The sequence below is a fragment of the Bartonella taylorii 8TBB genome (genome assembly GCF_902825155.1).
GTDB lineage: Bacteria > Pseudomonadota > Alphaproteobacteria > Rhizobiales > Rhizobiaceae > Bartonella > Bartonella taylorii_A.
The window spans coordinates 105,402-122,298 of record NZ_CADEAG010000001.1; the positions used below are offsets into that span (position 1 = coordinate 105,402).

The 16,897-nt window shown below is 42.3% G+C and carries 14 protein-coding genes; 1 reads left to right on the top strand and 13 read right to left on the bottom strand.

Going from position 1 to position 16,897, the window contains the following annotated elements; translation table 11 throughout:
• Window positions 1–269 precede the first annotated feature (269 nt).
• The 7 genes from glmM to J7R13_RS00570 form a co-directional block, all read right to left on the bottom strand.
• Window positions 270–1,652 carry a phosphoglucosamine mutase gene (gene glmM, locus J7R13_RS00545; RefSeq protein ID WP_208436999.1) on the bottom strand — a complete coding sequence of 461 codons (1,383 nt, stop codon included), beginning with the start codon at window positions 1,650–1,652 and terminating at the stop codon, window positions 270–272.
• 116 nt (window positions 1,653–1,768) lie between these two features.
• Window positions 1,769–1,903, bottom strand: a complete 135-nt coding sequence (locus J7R13_RS09795) for a hypothetical protein (RefSeq protein ID WP_281432475.1) — start codon at window positions 1,901–1,903, stop codon at window positions 1,769–1,771.
• Window positions 1,904–2,152: 249 nt separating this feature from the next.
• Window positions 2,153–4,324, bottom strand: coding sequence for an ATP-dependent zinc metalloprotease FtsH (gene ftsH, locus J7R13_RS00550; RefSeq protein WP_208437000.1), 2,172 nt, complete (start codon window positions 4,322–4,324; stop codon window positions 2,153–2,155).
• Window positions 4,325–4,440: 116 nt separating this feature from the next.
• A complete protein-coding gene (gene tilS / locus J7R13_RS00555; RefSeq protein ID WP_208437001.1) occupies window positions 4,441–5,961 on the bottom strand; it encodes a tRNA lysidine(34) synthetase TilS in 1,521 nt (506 codons plus the stop codon).
• Window positions 5,951–8,125, bottom strand: coding sequence for a tol-pal system YbgF family protein (locus tag J7R13_RS00560; RefSeq protein ID WP_246786247.1), 2,175 nt, complete (start codon window positions 8,123–8,125; stop codon window positions 5,951–5,953). Before J7R13_RS00560 ends, tilS begins: the two co-directional genes overlap by 11 nt.
• A gap of 52 nt (window positions 8,126–8,177) precedes the next feature.
• Window positions 8,178–8,699 carry a peptidoglycan-associated lipoprotein Pal gene (gene pal, locus J7R13_RS00565; RefSeq protein WP_208437002.1) on the bottom strand — a complete coding sequence of 174 codons (522 nt, stop codon included), beginning with the start codon at window positions 8,697–8,699 and terminating at the stop codon, window positions 8,178–8,180.
• A 202-nt stretch (window positions 8,700–8,901) separates the two neighbouring features.
• Window positions 8,902–9,594 carry a DUF1013 domain-containing protein gene (locus J7R13_RS00570; protein ID WP_208437003.1) on the bottom strand — a complete coding sequence of 231 codons (693 nt, stop codon included), beginning with the start codon at window positions 9,592–9,594 and terminating at the stop codon, window positions 8,902–8,904.
• Window positions 9,595–9,974: 380 nt separating this feature from the next.
• Between J7R13_RS00570 and J7R13_RS00575 the strand changes: the two genes are divergently transcribed.
• Window positions 9,975–10,721 (top strand): YebC/PmpR family DNA-binding transcriptional regulator, encoded by a 747-nt coding sequence (locus J7R13_RS00575; RefSeq protein ID WP_208437004.1) that lies wholly within the window; start codon window positions 9,975–9,977, stop codon window positions 10,719–10,721.
• A 369-nt stretch (window positions 10,722–11,090) separates the two neighbouring features.
• Here J7R13_RS00575 and tolB read toward each other — a convergent pair whose 3' ends face one another.
• The 6 genes from tolB to ruvB form a co-directional block, all read right to left on the bottom strand.
• The gene (gene tolB, locus J7R13_RS00580; RefSeq protein ID WP_208437270.1) at window positions 11,091–12,413 is read right to left on the bottom strand and encodes a Tol-Pal system beta propeller repeat protein TolB; all 1,323 of its coding nucleotides are present in this window, start codon (window positions 12,411–12,413) and stop codon (window positions 11,091–11,093) included.
• A gap of 43 nt (window positions 12,414–12,456) precedes the next feature.
• Window positions 12,457–13,755 (bottom strand): cell envelope biogenesis protein TolA, encoded by a 1,299-nt coding sequence (locus J7R13_RS00585; RefSeq protein WP_208437005.1) that lies wholly within the window; start codon window positions 13,753–13,755, stop codon window positions 12,457–12,459.
• A gap of 75 nt (window positions 13,756–13,830) precedes the next feature.
• Window positions 13,831–14,283 carry a protein TolR gene (tolR, locus tag J7R13_RS00590; RefSeq protein ID WP_208437006.1) on the bottom strand — a complete coding sequence of 151 codons (453 nt, stop codon included), beginning with the start codon at window positions 14,281–14,283 and terminating at the stop codon, window positions 13,831–13,833.
• A gap of 12 nt (window positions 14,284–14,295) precedes the next feature.
• A complete protein-coding gene (tolQ, locus tag J7R13_RS00595; protein WP_208437007.1) occupies window positions 14,296–15,009 on the bottom strand; it encodes a protein TolQ in 714 nt (237 codons plus the stop codon).
• Between the two features lie 143 nt (window positions 15,010–15,152).
• Complete coding sequence (ybgC, locus tag J7R13_RS00600; protein ID WP_208437008.1) at window positions 15,153–15,593, bottom strand: tol-pal system-associated acyl-CoA thioesterase; 441 nt, start codon at window positions 15,591–15,593, stop codon at window positions 15,153–15,155.
• A gap of 212 nt (window positions 15,594–15,805) precedes the next feature.
• The gene (gene ruvB / locus J7R13_RS00605; RefSeq protein ID WP_208437009.1) at window positions 15,806–16,897 is read right to left on the bottom strand and encodes a Holliday junction branch migration DNA helicase RuvB; all 1,092 of its coding nucleotides are present in this window, start codon (window positions 16,895–16,897) and stop codon (window positions 15,806–15,808) included.

The window sequence follows — 16,897 nt, forward strand, 5'->3', positions numbered from 1 at the left end:
AACCCCCTGTGGTGTTTTCTTTCATCTGAAAGAAAACACCCTTTTTATTTCCCATCCGCTAATGTTGTAGCCACGTTCACTTTTAAGAATTACCCCCCTAAAACCAAAGAGTGAACAACAAAACCGGCATCATTCCTTTTACCCTTATAGGAACAATAAAATGCTTTTATCGTTGTGTACGTAATAAAAGCATCATGAGAATATTCGACGCATTTAAGCGATCATGTATTCCAAGGCATCTGAACTATTCTTCAACGACGCAACAACTATCAAAAGCCAAACTGCTGAGAAGTGCTCACTTTTGAAAGGGCATCATGATGCGTGAGTACATTGATCATCTCTGTCACAACAACATTTAAAACTTCTTGATCATCGCCTTCCGCCATAATGCGAATGACTGGCTCAGTCCCAGAAGCACGGATTACCAATCGCGCTTCTTTCCCCAAACGCTGCGTTGCTTGATCTATTGCCGTTTCAACCGAATTATTTTTCAATATATTTTTGTTTTTAATCGTTACATTTTTTAAAATTTGTGGCACAGGCTCAAACCGCTTACACAATTGGCTCATAGGACTTTGACTTTCCTGCATACAAGCTAAAATCTGTAAAGCAGCCACCAATCCATCTCCAGTTGTACCAAAATCACTGAGCACAATATGCCCAGAAACCTCACCACCGACATTATATCCTTTTTGACGCATCGCATCGACCACATAGCGATCCCCAACATTTGTCCGAACAAGATCCAGCCCTTTGCTGTTTAAGAAGCGTTCAAATCCCAGATTTGACATAATGGTTGTGACAACACCATTACACTGTAACCGCCCTGTTTTATGCCAATGTTCCGCTATAACAGCAATCAACTGATCCCCATCAATGGTTTGCGCTTTTTCATCAACAATGAGAACACGATCTCCATCCCCATCGAGAGCAATCCCCACATCAGCACGCACTTCATGAACTTTTTGTTTTAAAGAGGTCAAATCGGTTGAGCCACATTTTCGATTAATATTGGTACCATTTGGCGTATCATGAATAGCAAATACCTCGGCTCCCAATTCCCACAAAGCGCGTGGAGCAGCTTTATAAGCAGCACCATTGGCGCAATCCACAACAATACGCAAAGAATCCAAACGCACATCCCGAGGCAAAGTCCGCTTGGCATATTCGATATAACGATAAATATCGCCCTCAACCCGTTTTACGTATCCAATTTCTGAACCACTCGCTAAGGATTTTGAAAGATCTGTATCAATTAATTGTTCAATTTTCTTTTCTATATCATCGGAAAGCTTAAAACCATCGGGACCAAAAAGTTTAATTCCATTATCATAGAAGGGATTATGTGAAGCAGAAATCATCACCCCAAGATCAGCACGTAATGAGCGACAAAGCATAGCAACAGCGGGTGTTGGCACAGGTCCCAACAAAAAAGCTTCCATGCCCGCAGCAGTAAAACCTGAAACCAAAGCATTTTCTAACATATAACTCGATAAACGCGTATCCTTACCAATCACCACACGGCGCGTTTGATGCTGTGAGCGAAAAAAAATCCCTACAGCCATACCCACTTTCATGGCAAAATCTGGTGTCATGGGAAAAACATTGGCTTTACCCCGAATTCCATCTGTACCAAAATATTTTTGTGCCATCCCTCTTTTCCTTTATATACACTTCTTCTCTTGCGATACTGATAAAATAGAATCTTGGTATCGTAAAAGACTCCAATGGTAGCAGATCATTTGCATCCCTTCATTCTTTCAGACCTTCAACCAATCACGCCTTCCAAATCTACCCTCTCAACGCGTCTCCTAAAAGAATCCACTAAACCCACCATTGAAAACAAATCTCTGTTTCCACCAACAACCACACCGACTTTACCAATGATGCTTCTCCATCCCATGCATCAAGCATTCCCTCTCACATGCCTTACACATACAATCCCCTTCTCAACAAAACCACAAGATAGCTAGGTTCTGACAAAAAACAACCGTTCCACTACCACCCAACATCGCATCTCCCTCATCCGCAAAGCTCTGCAGCCACAAACACCTCCGCTCACACATTCCCCCTAAATTGCTCCAAAGGCGCAAGCCTTGCTCGCGCCTCTTTCAAAAAAACTTGCTTAAAATCTTTCTCGAAACATAGTTACTCAAGTCTTGTCAGAAGGCTCTTTTTTTCCTTTATCACGTTCCATAGCATTTGACTTTTTTCCAACACCGGCTTTATTTTTAGGGTGACTTACTGCTTTGTCGGTATTTTTTGCGCTTGGCGCTTTTTTCTCAGCTCCATGAGATTGCGCTCCTTTAAATTCAACATCAGTGGATTTTGTTGTTTGTTTTCCAACTTTTTCCTCTGCTTTTCGCACCTCTCCTTTACCGGAAGCTGTTTTATCAGCATCCGCTTTACCAACATCTGTTTTATCACCCGTTTTTATATGAGCCTCAACCTTCATTGCTCCAGTTTTAGGTACAGAGGAAGTACGCACAGAAGCACCTTCATCTTTTTGTGTTCGTGAAGGAGGCTTTCCCGCAATAACTTCGTTAATTTCAGCCCCAGTTAAAGTTTCATATTCCAATAAACCTTGCGCAAGAGCGAACCATTCTTGTCTTTTTGTTTTCAAAATTTTGGTAGCATTTTTATAAGCATCATCAATGAGTTTGCGCACTTCAGCATCAATCATGCGTGCAGTTTCCTCAGAAACATTTTGTGTTCGTGCAACGGAATGGCCTAAAAAGACTTCATCCTGATTATCGCCATAAGCAACATTACCAAGAAGATCAGAAAACCCCCATCGTGTGATCATCGCACGTGCTAATTTTGTCGCCTGTTCGATATCGGACGAAGCACCAGATGTGATATTTTCCTTTCCAAATTTCAATTCTTCGGCCACACGCCCGCCCATCATGATGGCCAGACGAGAAATCATCCACCGATAACTCATGGAATAGCGATCACCTTCCGGCAATTGCATCACCATTCCCAAAGCTCTTCCCCTTGGCACAATTGTTGCTTTATGAACAGGGTCAGCAACAGGAACATTGAGAGCCACAATAGCATGCCCTGCTTCGTGATAAGCGGTAAGTTCTTTTTCTTCTTGTGTCATGGCAGTTGAACGACGTTCAGCCCCCATCATCACCTTATCTTTTGCATCTTCAAACTCTTGCATAGTCACAACTCTTTTATTGCGGCTAGCAGCCATGAGAGCGGCTTCATTGACAAGATTCATCAAATCAGCACCGGAAAATCCTGGTGTTCCTCTTGCCAAAACTTTCAAATCAACATTAGGCGCTAAAGGTACATTACGCACATGCACCTTCAAGATTTGCTCACGCCCAGCAACATCGGGGTTTGGTACGACAACTTGCCGATCAAACCGCCCTGGTCTTAACAGAGCAGGGTCGAGCACATCAGGACGGTTAGTTGCGGCAATAAGAATGATACTTTCATTGGGCTCAAACCCATCCATTTCGACAAGCAACTGATTTAAGGTCTGCTCACGCTCATCGTTTCCACCTCCCAGTCCAGCACCACGATGGCGACCAACAGCATCGATTTCATCAATAAAGATAATACAGGGCGCATTTTTTTTCGCCTGCTCAAACATATCGCGCACGCGGCTTGCCCCAACACCAACAAACATTTCGACAAAATCGGAGCCTGAAATAGTAAAGAACGGCACATTGGCTTCTCCAGCAACAGAGCGCGCAAGCAAAGTTTTACCAGTTCCTGGAGGCCCCACCAGCAAAACGCCCCGTGGAATACGCCCCCCTAGGCGTTGAAATTTTTGTGGTTCACGTAAAAATTCGACAATTTCCTGTAGGTCTTGCTTTGCTTCTTCAACACCAGCAACATCCTGAAAGGTAACACGCCCCTGTGCTTCATTAAGCAATTTTGCTTTTGATTTACCAAATCCCATTGCGCCGCGTGATCCATTTTGCATTTGTCGCATAAAGAAAACCCACGCCCCAACGATGATAATAACAGGCAGCAAAGAAAAGAGGAGATTGAGGAAGATACTATTGCCGGAGCTTTCAGGAATAGCTTTAACATTCACATTTCTGCTTTCCAATTTTTGTATCAAACCTGGATCTCGTGGAGCATAAGTTGAAATAACTCTGTGCTCAGTGGTTTGTCCTGTTAACTTTTGACCTTGAATGGTCACAGATTTCAGCTCATTATTCTCAACTTTTTGCAAAAATTCAGAATAAGAGACTTCTCCACCTCCAGAACGCTGGCTATCGCCATTAAAGAAGGAAAATGACACAATCAAAATCAAAGCAATAACTCCCCAAATAAGGAGAGAGCGGTAATTGGAATTCATATTCAGCCCACACTTAATCAAATACAGATTGTTAATATTTCTCCCTAACATATAACCTTGTCGGTCCCTTGCCAAGATATGAGAGGAAGTTTATTGTCTTTTAGAGTGATTTTTCTTTATCTTTTCACCTCAATATTAAAAAAAGGTTCCACAACATCCACCAGAGCAGCATCTTCGTGTGAGGAAAGCCAATCGAAAGGAGCCATAATCCGTTTTATACTAATATTTTTGTGAGAATGAGAAACAGCCTGATAAGTCAGCTCTGGAATATCATATCCTTTGTCATTTGAGATCATGAGCAGCGATTGCAAAGAGGGAAAATGGGGATTTTTAAAATGAAAGTGACTGTTGTGGAATAAGGATTTCAGCTGTTCCAAACCCGCTGCACCAACCTTTATGGCATCGGCTCCATGGTTCGTAATCTGATAGCGCCCGTCCCATAAACAAGTTTTCCCTGGTTCAACAATCGCCTCTTTCATATTTCGAGCTTCGCGCCAAAGAGCAATCCCATCCCTATTATATTCAATAACAGATCCAGCATAAGTAAAGCGCCGCGTTTCTGATGAATGGAAACACAATTTTGAGATAAGATTGATCAATTTTTGCAAAGAAAGCAAATATCCCCCCCCTCCCATCAACACAGCAAAGAGCCCAACAACAAAGGGAAAACCTGGATGCTGCTGTAAGAATGGCGCAGGCTTTGCAATAAAACACCGTCCATATTCAACCATGATATCCAAAGCCAAGATCAAATCGGCAATAATTTGTGCCTGTTGTCGACGTTGAAATGCAGCTTCACGAACATTTTGGACAATATCGGCAAGCTTTTTTTGGTGAAGGGATTGACGCACACGCACGCGCTCAAAATTGCAATCTTCATTGGTTGGATCATCAATCCATGTTTTTCCCTTGAAACGCAAATAGGCGCGCAATGTTTTACGCTCTACACTAAGGAGCGGACGAATCAAGCGTATTTTCCGATGCAACAACGCTTCGCGGGGAATACAAGATAAACCACGTGCATACATCAACCCATAGCTTTTTTCGGCAAGAACAGAGTTTTTTTGCGCAATATTTTTTTCAGTTTCTGTAAAATAAACCCCATTATCCACGCCCATTAAAGCTTCGCGTTGCAAAGCATCCACAGGCTCTCTCGCATACCCCCCATCATGCATACCCCCTAAAGCCCCACGTTGCAAAGCATTTATACTTTTTTGGAGACGTTGGGAGCGCATTTGATAGGTTTCAACCTGATCATTGAGCGTATGCCCCGTCATAATAAGCGTTGCACCTTGTTTTTGTGCTTCTTTAAACAAGAGATTATAGCGAGCAACACGAGCACTTGAAGCAATATGCGTCTTTGGCTTTTGACCTTCCCACCGCACAACGATATGTTTAATGTGATGGGCGCGACAAATTTGTGCAACATTTTCTGCTTCACGAGCTGATTCTTTACGCAATTGATGATCAACGGTAACAGCAATCATTTCCGGAGGAGCAGAGAGAGTTTTTAAATGGTCTTTGACCAAAAACAGCAAAGCCAGAGAATCACTCCCTCCTGAGACCGCAAGGATCAACTTCTTACACTGGATAAAATCCGATGTTTTAAAGAGATTTCCTGCTAGTCTAACGCCCACTGCGAACGACTCCGCCCCTTTTTAGAGGTTTACAAAAAACAGACTCTAACGTTTTATGACGTTTTTGTCTTTTCGCAAAAAGCGCACAAGTCTCTTTGTTTTGATCGAGAGAAACCATACTCATTGCTAATTTCAATAAAATCTCAGAAGTATAAAGTTCCTTTTTATCTGTATACCATGCATTAAGATAAACTTGTGCCGCTTCATGATAACGCTTTTGTCCCAACAAAGCTTCTGCTAACCAAAACAAAGCATCATCACTCAAGGGATCTTTTTTATAGTGATGTTGAAAAGTGCAAAAGGTTTTTTCAGCATCGACATAGTTGGCAGAAGCAATAAAATTATAACCTTTTTTATACAACACTTTAGAAGCAAGAAGAGAGGAATCTTGACCCTGATGCGATTCGTCACGAACGCTTTCTTCATGTACCTTCTCCAAGTGCTTATGCACTTCCTTCAGACTGTGCCCTGTTTTCTCCACATCTTTATGTGCTTCTTTAAAATGTTCAGCAGTTTTTTGTAAGCGCTCGTCCATTTCGTGCAAACGACTTTTATGATCATGGCTTTCCACATTGGTAACACTGCTCTGACCATCTTTCGTACTCTGTTCCTGAACCGTTCCTTCCTTTACAGTCTGTAAATTTTCATCCAAAGAAGCACTTTCAAAAGCACAAGAATAAACAGAAGAGTCTTTTTTATCAAAAAGTTGGTGGAATTGCTTTTGCACATTTTTCAAATCATTTTGCTCAAGCACCGTACGTATATCATGCAAAAGTTTATCCAAATCATAATCTTTAAACAGAGTTCTCTGATTTTCTAAAATAAACTCCCGACTTTGAAGCATCCCCTGAAAAGACGGAGCCGCACCTGTCACATCGGAAGCTTTATCCGCCGCTTCAGAACCAGCCTTATTTACCGCATCAACAGCCTTATTCGCAGCATCAGCACCAGCCTTGTTCACCGCATCAGCAGCCTTATTCGCAGCATCAGCACCAGCCTTGTTCACCGCATCAGCAGCCTTATCCGCCGCCTCAGCACCAGCCTTGTTCACCGCATCAGCAGCCTTATCCGCCGCCTCAGCACCAGCCTTGTTCACCGCATCAGCAGCCTTACCCGCAGCATCAGCACCAGCCTTGTTCACCGCATCAACAGCTTTATCGGCAGCTTCAGCACCAGCCTTGTTCACCGCATCAGCAGCCTTACCCGCAGCATCAGCACCAGCCTTGTTCACCGCATCAGCAGCCTTATCCGCAGCATCAGCACCAGCCTTGTTCACCACATCAGCAGCCTTATTCGCAGCATCAGCACCAGCCTTGTTCACCGCATCAGCAGCCTTACCCGCAGCATCAGCACCAGCCTTGTTCACCACATCAACAGCTTTATCGGCAGCATCAGCACCAGCCTTGTTCACCACATCAACAGCTTTCTCCGCAGCATCAGCACCAGCCTTATTCACCGCATCAACAGCTTTCTCCGCAGCATCAGAACCAGCCTTATTCACCACATCAGCAGCTTTATCGGCAGCTTCAGAACCAGCCTTATTCACCACATCAACAGCTTTCTCCGCAGCATCAGCACCAGCCTTATTCACCGCATCAACAGCTTTCTCCGCAGCATCAGCACCAGCCTTGTTCACTGCATCAGCAGCCTTATTCGCAGCATCAGCACCAGCCTTCTTCACCGCATCAACAGCTTTCTCCGCAGCGCCAAAACCAGCCTTGTTCACTGCATCAGCAGCTTTATCGGCAGCATCAGCGCCAGCCTTGTTCACTGCATCAGCAGCTTTCTCCGCAGCATCAGCGCCAGCCTTGTTCACTGCATCAGCAGCTTTATCGGCAGCATCAGAACCAGCCTTGTTCACTGCATCAGCAGCTTTCTCCGCAGCGCCAAAACCAGCCTTGTTCACCACATCGGCAGCCTTATTCGCAGCATCAGTACCAGCCTTGTTCACCACATCAGCAGCTTTTCCCACAGTATCAGAATCAACCTTTTTCACCGCATCAACAGCTTTTTCTGCCACCTTATTCGCTACATCAGAAGTCGAGTCATCTGTAGAATATTGAGAGAACCACCGCGCTCCACTCTGAACAGATGAAGCTGAACAGGCTATGAGAACTGCCATACAAAAGGCAGTTTTCCAATTTTGTTTAAGATACATCCACATGATTTCCTCCCCTCAAGAGTCAATATAATAGTTTAGATAAACATTTGTTTTTTTAATTACCGTTCACGTTATTAAGAGTTGTAACAGCACGTCGATTTTGGTTCCAACAGGAAATATCATCACACACTGCTACAGGTCTTTCTTTTCCGTAAGAAATTGTTTGAATGCGTTGCGCAGACACACCAAGAGAAATCAGATAGTTACGCACAGCAACAGCACGACGCTGTCCCAGTGCCAAATTATATTCGCGCGTACCACGTTCATCCGCATGACCTTCAATCATAATAGAATAATAAGGATAACGAAGTAACCATTCTGCCTGACGCATTAAAACACGTTCAGCATCAGGCTCAATTGAAGAAGAATCGAGACTAAAGAAAACACGATCTCCAACATTAACAGTAAATTCCTGTCCCGAACCTGGCATTGCTTGATTAAAGCCTGTATTATTCAAAGAAGCGCCATTCATACCGTTGAGTGCACCAACATGTCTTTTTCCACACCCCAGCAAAGACAGTGAGAAAAAAAGGATCACAGCTAAGGGATGAAGGATAATATTTTTGGTAGAGCGCATATACTGATTCTCCTTATTATAAATGTGAAAATTGAAAGGACCTATTCTTTCAAAGGCGCTTTAAAAATAGTTGCTAATTCCTAATGAAAAAAAAATTTCTCATTTTTTACCTATTATCCTTTTTAAATCTCCATCGCTTTTTTTCCATAACCTTTCAGCATCAACGAAAAATCGCCTTTATATTTAACCACGTATTATCTGTTTATGCATCTTCATTCTGACGGCTTTTCTGCAACGCATTGAGTTTTGCAAAAACTTTATCTGCATCAAAACTTTTATTAGGATCATCCTCACTTTGATCTTCATGAAGAGCAACATTTTCTGTCACTGATGCTGGAAGCAAAGACTGGTCTCCTTCGGCAGAAACAGGACGATTTTTTGCAGCACGCTGGAGTTCGAAATCCAAATCAATTTGTGAACACAACCCCAATCCTACAGGATCAAGCGGAACCAAATTAGCACTATTCCAATGGGTCCTAAGGCGAATTTGCTCAATCGTTGCTTTTGTTGTCCCAATCAATCGAGAAATCTGTGCATCTTTCAACTCAGGATGATTCATCACCAACCATAAGATACCATTTGGACGATCTTGACGTCGAGAAAGAGGGATATAACGCGCCCCTTTACGTTTTTTTTCAGGGATACGCACCCTAGACTCAGAAATTCTTAAGCGCGCATTTTGATCAGCCTCTGCCCGTGCGATTTCACTGCGTGTTAACTGTCCTGAGCTAATCGGGTCTAGTCCTTTAATACCGTGAGCAGCATCACCATCGGCAATAGCTTTCACTTCCAAAACATGCAATTTACAAAATTCTGCAATCTGATCAAAAGAAAGCGCAGTATTATCAACCAGCCAAACAGCTGTAGCTTTGGGCATCAAAAGTTGCGTTGCCATCTTTATAATATCCTCTCACTTTGCCTCTTTATTAAAGGTTGAGGCAGGTTATCGCCCACTCTAGAGCATTGGAGTCTTTGTTCTTATATATCAGGTTCTCTTCCTCCCCACTTTTATAAAGCGAGTTACGGAATAAACCACTTTTGCCATGAAATTATATTCTGTTATAGCCTGATTTTTAATCAACGACAAGACATCATGTCTTGTCATGATCCTCAACAGGGTGTCTTTACCTTTAAAGTGAATTTTCTTATAAAGGGTTTATTTGATAATTTCATCTTATATTGCGGCATATTTATTTTGGTGGGGAGTGTATTTCACCACCTCTAATTCAGAAACACCCCAACTGGAAAGAAAGCCCTAAAACTGGAAAGAAAACTATGGCAGGCCATTCACAATTTAAAAATATTATGCACCGTAAAGGGCGCCAAGATGCGATGCGCTCGAAAATATTTTCTAAGCTTGCGCGCGAAATTACAGTTGCAGCCAAACAAGGTGCTCCTGATCCAGCCATGAATCCGCGCCTAAGGCTCGCTGTCCAAAATGCGAAAGCGCAATCGATGCCGAAGGACAACATTGAACGCGCAATTAAGAAAGCTTCAGGGGGTGATGTCGAACATTATGATGAAGTACGCTATGAAGGATATGGTCCAGGCGGTGTTGCAGTTATTGTCGAAGCTTTAACAGATAACCGCAACCGCACCGCTTCAAACGTGCGCGCTGCTTTTACCAAATCTGGTGGTGCATTAGGGGAAACAGGTTCTGTAAGCTTCATGTTTAATCGAATTGGTGAAATAATCTATAAGCCAGAAGCAGGAACAGCAGACAGCATCATGGATGCAGCAATTGAAGCCGGTGCTGAAGATGTACAATCAGAAGAGACTGGACACCATATTACTTGTGCATTTGAAGATATTGGCGAAGTTTCTAAAATGCTCGAAGCAAAACTTGGCGAAGCAGAATCCATCAAAACAGTTTGGAAAGCCGCTACCCTGGCACCAATAGATGAAGAAAAAGCTTTATCCGTTTTACGGCTTATTTCAACATTAGAAGAAGATGATGACGTGCAAAATGTTTATGCCAATTTTGATGTCAGTGATGAAATTTTGGCGAAACTATCTGGTTAATCTCCACGCAGTCATTCCTCTGTGCGCTTTGTTTTCCATGAAAGCTTACTCCCGACACAACAAGGTAATCACCTCTGATTTTACCACAATAGATACAAAGCCCCGCTTCAAGAGCGGGGCATCTCGTAAAGGCTCTAAAATATTTTCAATAAAAAGCACAAAAGATTTCTGTCAATTTTTTTTTCAAAGAGTTCGTGTCGCAAAGAAATCTCACCACCCACAAACCATAAAAAATGCAGTGTAAAATTTTAAAACACATTCAGAAAAATCGAATGCAAATAGAGTAAACCACCGCTCTTAATCCGCAAAAAACATTGTCGTTTCACAAATTTCATGGACTTTCGCACGTTTTTTATCCAGCAACACATTTTACTGTAGAGTAAGTAAGGGCGACCATGCTGGATCAGAGGCATCATTGGGTGTAGGCAACTGGCGTTCATTGCGTCCAGTAATGTCAATTGTATAAATTTTGGGACCCATGCCTGGATCTTTACGAAAGAACATCAACACGCGACCATTGGGCGCCCAAGTCGGCCCTTCATTATGAAAACCCGTAGTTAAAATTCGTTCTCCTTTTCCATCAGGGCGCATAACACCGATAGAAAATTGTCCCTCCGATTGTTTTGTAAAGGCGATATAATCACCACGTGGAGACCAAATGGGTGTAGAATAACTTCCTTCGTTTGAAGAAATACGTTGGACATTGCTACCATCTGCATTCATCGTATAGATTTGTGGTTTTCCGCTGCGGTCTGATGAAAAGACGATTTGTGTTCCATCAGGCGAATAAGAAGCGGATGTATCAATAGCTGAAGTTGTTGTAAGCCTAGTCATTGTACGGGTGCGTAAATCCATGGTGTAAAGGTTTGCACTTCCATCATTTTGCAACAAACTCATGATAACTTTTTGTCCATCGGAAGAAAAACGCGGGGCAATTGTCATATTGTTAAAAGTTCCTATCAACTCCCTTTGCCCCATTTCAATTTGTTGAAGATAAACGTGGGGCACTTGCTTGTACTCGTAAGCCATATAGGTAATTTCTTGTCGTTTGGGTGAAAAGCGAGGTGTTAGAACCAACTCACTGCCATCAGACATATAGATCAAATTTGCTCCATCTTGATCCATAATTGCTAAGCGTTTGATACGTGCATTTTGGGGACCTGTTTCATCGATAAAAACAATCCGTGTATCAAAATACCCACTTTCTCCTGTCATCTCTCTATAGATCTCATCTGCAATCATATGCGCAACACGTCTCCAACGTTCTGTTGCGGTATAAAAACGCCGTCCTTTGAGTTGTCGCTGTCCAAAGACATCCCACAAACGAAAATCAACCCTCAAGCGCCCATCGGTTTCTCGTAAAACTTGCCCAGTAACCAAACCTTGCGCTTTTATTTGTTTCCAATGAGAAAAATGTGGTTGCCTGTTGGGATTGGCAATTTTTTCAGAAAAAGATGCCTTATCAAGCGGTAAAAAAAGACCCGACCGTTCAAGATCAGCTGTAATTACAGCCGCTATTTTCAACCCAATAGAATCATTAGAAATAAAATCTGTAATTGCAATGGGAATGGGGTTAAAGTCAGCACTCGAAATAGTGCCTTTTAGTTGTGCATGAACCGATGAAAAATCTGAAAACCACAAACCACAAGTGACAATAAACCAAGAAAAAAATTTATGTCTCGTTATAGTCATCATGGAGTGTATCCTTTCATTGAGAGCAAAATATCTCTGTATTTTATCGTGTTATTTCTTGAAGGGGATCAACATTAAAATCGAAGCCCTGCCCCCACAAATCATATTGATCGCGTGGAAGATCTGCATAAGGTTGACATGAAAAAACGGCCGCATATACTTGTCTTATCATAATGGCTTGCTGACTCTGTGCACCCCCTAAGGGATCAATGATCGGATCTCCTATAACCATTCCTTCACGGTTTAGATAAAATCGCAAACGCACAACCGGACGGTTTTTTAAATCGCCACCAAGCGCCACAAGTTTAAGCTTCTGTTGAATACATCTCCCCGCGATACTGACCAACGTTTGTGCCATTTTTGTGATATCGCCGATATTTTTTCTTGCTCCCAAAGCTTCTAGTGAATCAGAGCGTTTTGCCCCGCCTCCTTGGGTGTGTGCACGATTAAGCAGATTATTTTTTTCCATTGCCAAAATATCTTCAATGGATTTTTCAACTCTTTGGTGATTGTTCTTTTTATCGGCTTGCACATTTTGTGGAGCAGATTTTGGTTTAAACTGCGGAAAAGGAGATTTATCTGGTAACATAATTTGAGAAACTTGTTGATGTGCTGGTGCTGGCTCTACAGGCACTTTTTCTACCCTAGGAGCCAATTTTTGTGGCGATACCACTTCTTCATTTTTGTGTGACTCTAAAAGCACCTTGGGCACAATCTCTGAAACAGCCTCTGGTGTCTTCTCTAAAAGCACCTCAGGAACAACCTCTGAAACAGCCTCTGGTGTCTTCTCTAAAGGCACCTCAGGCACAACCTCTGAAGCAGCCTCTGGTGCCTTCTCTAAAGGTATCTCAGGCACAACCTCTGAAGCAGCCTCTGGTGCCTTCTCTAAAGGTATCTCAGGCACAACCTCTGAAACAGCCTCTGGTGCCTTCTCTAAAGGTATCTCTATTTTTGCTGCTGTTAACTCTTGTTCTGTAAGTTCTGGTGTTTTCTCTTCTTCTGATGGCGAAGGTGTTGTTTCAATGGGCCGCGGTTTTTCTTTTGGTTTAAAAGGCGCAGAACTATCTATCTGTCCCTCTCCCACATGGTGTGCATCTTCTTTTTCTTGTGGTTTAACCGTTGGCTTCACCGCTGGAATTTCACGCAAAGGGGCATTCACTGCACCTTGTTGAGAGGAAAGCTCTTGAGTCAGAGGAGCAAGAGTGATCGGAATTGCTTCTAGTTGTTGTGGTAAAGAAACAGGATTGATGAAGTAAACAGCCCCCCAGCTAAGAAAAATCACATGTGCTACAAGGGATAAAGCCAAGCCTCGTTTCATACTATGATAAGAGTCTTTGTTCATCTCCATGCCTTGCGTTTTTCATTTTTAGTGACTCTATGTAGTTTTGCATACAACATGTGACAGTTTATCATACTTTTATTGTGCCAAACTTGCCAAAGCAACTTGTGAAAAACCTGCCTTTTGAAGTGCAGCAAGCAGTTGTAAAACTTGTTGATATTCAACAGTTTTAGCAGCACGCACAAAAATACGTTGGTCTTTTTGTGTAGGATCATTTTCTCCTTGGGCTTTGAGCTGTGCAATCAGAGCTTCAGATGTATCATAATAATCTTGATTAATGGCTAGACGCCCTTGTGCATCAAGTGAAACGGTGAGTGGAGTGTGCTGCGTCTGCACAGGCCCGGCTTGACTACGCGGCAAATCAAGAGGAACACCATTGACCAAAAGTGGAGCAGAGACCATAAAGATAATCAACAACACCAGCATAACATCAACAAATGGTGTCACATTGATTTCGCTCATTAGTCGGCTCTGTGAATGACTCCGCCTACGTGTCTTTTTCCGAGAAGAAGAAGCAACAGAAACACCCATAAACAATCCCCCTTATAATGCTGAATGCGGCGTGCGTGTCTCATCAATACGCCGCGAGACAATTGTTGAAAATTCATCGGCAAAATTTTCTATTTGTGCGATGATCCGAGCACTTTCATGGACCAATTTATTATAAGCAATAACGGCTGGAATTGCTGCAAACAAACCAATAGCGGTAGCCAAAAGTGCTTCTGCAATGCCTGGCGCAACAATTGCAAGCGAAGTATTTTGAGAGGCCGAAATAGAAAGAAAGGAACTCATAATACCAATAACCGTTCCAAAAAGGCCAATAAAAGGACCAGCCGATCCAAGTGTTGCGAGAAAGCTTAATTTTGATTCTATTTTTGCACTTTCGCGCCCCAAGGTGAGATCCATAGCCTTATCAATCCTACTCTGTAGGCTTATGGAGGTATGAATGCCTTTTTCGAGGGATTTCTTCCATTCTACCATTGCTGCCATAAAAACGGCTGATATACTATTGGTGCGCTGAATTTTACACTCTGCATAAAGATCTTCAAGCGCTTTTCCTGACCAAAATTTGCGTTCAAATTTTTTTATTTCACGCCGAATTCTCCGATAGGTCAAAATTTTATCAAAAATAATTGCCCAACTCCACACGGAAGCCAAAAGCAAGCCAATCATAACAGCTTTAACGACGAAACCCGCTTGCATAAACAAATGCAAGATTCCAATCACTTCTGGATTCGTGAGTTCTACATGCGGCATAATTTTTGTCCCTCTAAATGAAAGGTGCATTTTTTAAATTTAATAAAGCAGATTGTTTTACAGTTTCTAAATTTAAGAAAACAATCTCATTTTCTTTTCAATCAAAGAGCCAATACAATATCACAGTTTTAACAGATTACATTTTAAACAACAATTGACGAAAAAAGCCCTTTGGGTAAACGGCGCGGTTTTCCTGTTTCGTTAATAAGAGCAATTTCAACCTTTGCTGTTACCAACACCTCATCCTCACGCAGAATATATTGTTCCATGAAAAAGCGTGCTCCTTGAATACGATTAATGCGTGTTCTTATGGTTAAAAAATTATCGATTTGTGCTGATCGTGAAAATTTAATTTCCATATGACGTACAACAAAAAAGAGCTTTTCCCCCTCCACACCTGCTGCTAACATCTTGTTATTAAAACCTGTGTCCCGTAAGAATTCTGAACGTCCCCGTTCAAAAAATTCTAGATAGCGCGCATGGTAAACCACACCAGAAAAATCTGTATCAGCAACGTACACACGCGCTTGAAAATCATGAAAAACATTTGTAGAATTACTTTTAAGAGAGTTTGTTTTGGCCATATGCTCCATCCCATAAAATTGTTTGTTGTGGTAAATACTCTTGTATATGGAGCAGTTGAATGCATTTTTGTGTTGAAGTCGTGGAAACCAAAGCACAAAATTTTAAATACCCCCAAGCTTTTTTTCATAAAGTTTTTTTCGTAAAAATTCCCCTCCAAACAGTGCATTTGTTATAAAAAAGTATTTTATGGTTGCACTTAAAAGAAGATATTTTAATCATCTTCTCTATCCCATAAAGTTGTTTGTTGTGGTGAATCCTCCTGATCGAGCAGTTGAGCACGCCTTTGTGTTGAAATCTGAGCAGCCGGAGGACAAAGACCTAAATGGCTCCAAGATTTTTCTGTAAGAATACGTCCACGAGCCGTGCGTTGTATAAAGCCTTGTTGGAGAAGATAGGGTTCAACAATATCTTCAATAGCATCACGCGGTTCTGAAAGAGCAGCAGAAATGGTTTCAATTCCCACTGGCCCCCCTAAAAAAGTTTCCGCAATCAACCGCAAATAACGATGGTCAAGTGGATCAAGACCAAGGTGATCAACTTCAAGACGAGAAAGTGCTTCATCAGCGACTTTGCGGTCAATTTTTTCCGCCCGTTTGACCAGAGCAAAATCACAAACCCGCCGTAAAAGTCGCCCTGCAATCCGCGGGGTCCCTCGTGCACGGCGTGCAATTTCATGGGCACCATCATCACTAATCTGCACTGAAAACAAACGTGCATTGCGCCGAACGATATATTCTAATTCCTCTATGGTATAAAAATTGAGACGGATTGGTATACCAAAACGGTCCCGCAATGGTGTCGTTAACAGCCCCAAACGCGTGGTTGCTGCCACCAAGGTGAATTTAGCAAGGTCAATTTTAACCGAACGCGCTGCGGGTCCTTCACCAATGATAAGGTCCAGCTGATAATCTTCCATAGCTGGATAAAGAATTTCTTCAATTGCCGGACTTAAACGGTGAATTTCATCAATAAAAAGAACATCGCGTTCTTCTAGATTTGTTAAAAGAGCTGCTAAATCTCCCGCTTTAGCAATGACCGGACCTGAGGTAGAACGAAAATTAACCCCCAATTCTTTTGCCATAATCTGTGAAAGCGTTGTTTTGCCCAAACCAGGGGGCCCTACAAATAAAACATGGTCGAGTGCTTCCTGACGTGCTTTTGCCGCTTCAATAAATATTTTTAAATTTGCCCGTGCTGCTTCTTGACCAATAAAATCGTCGAGTACTTGTGGTCTTAAAGAACGATCTGGGTCATTGGGAAGGGAGACACTACCAAGAAGGCGTTGATCTTCATCTTTATGCAT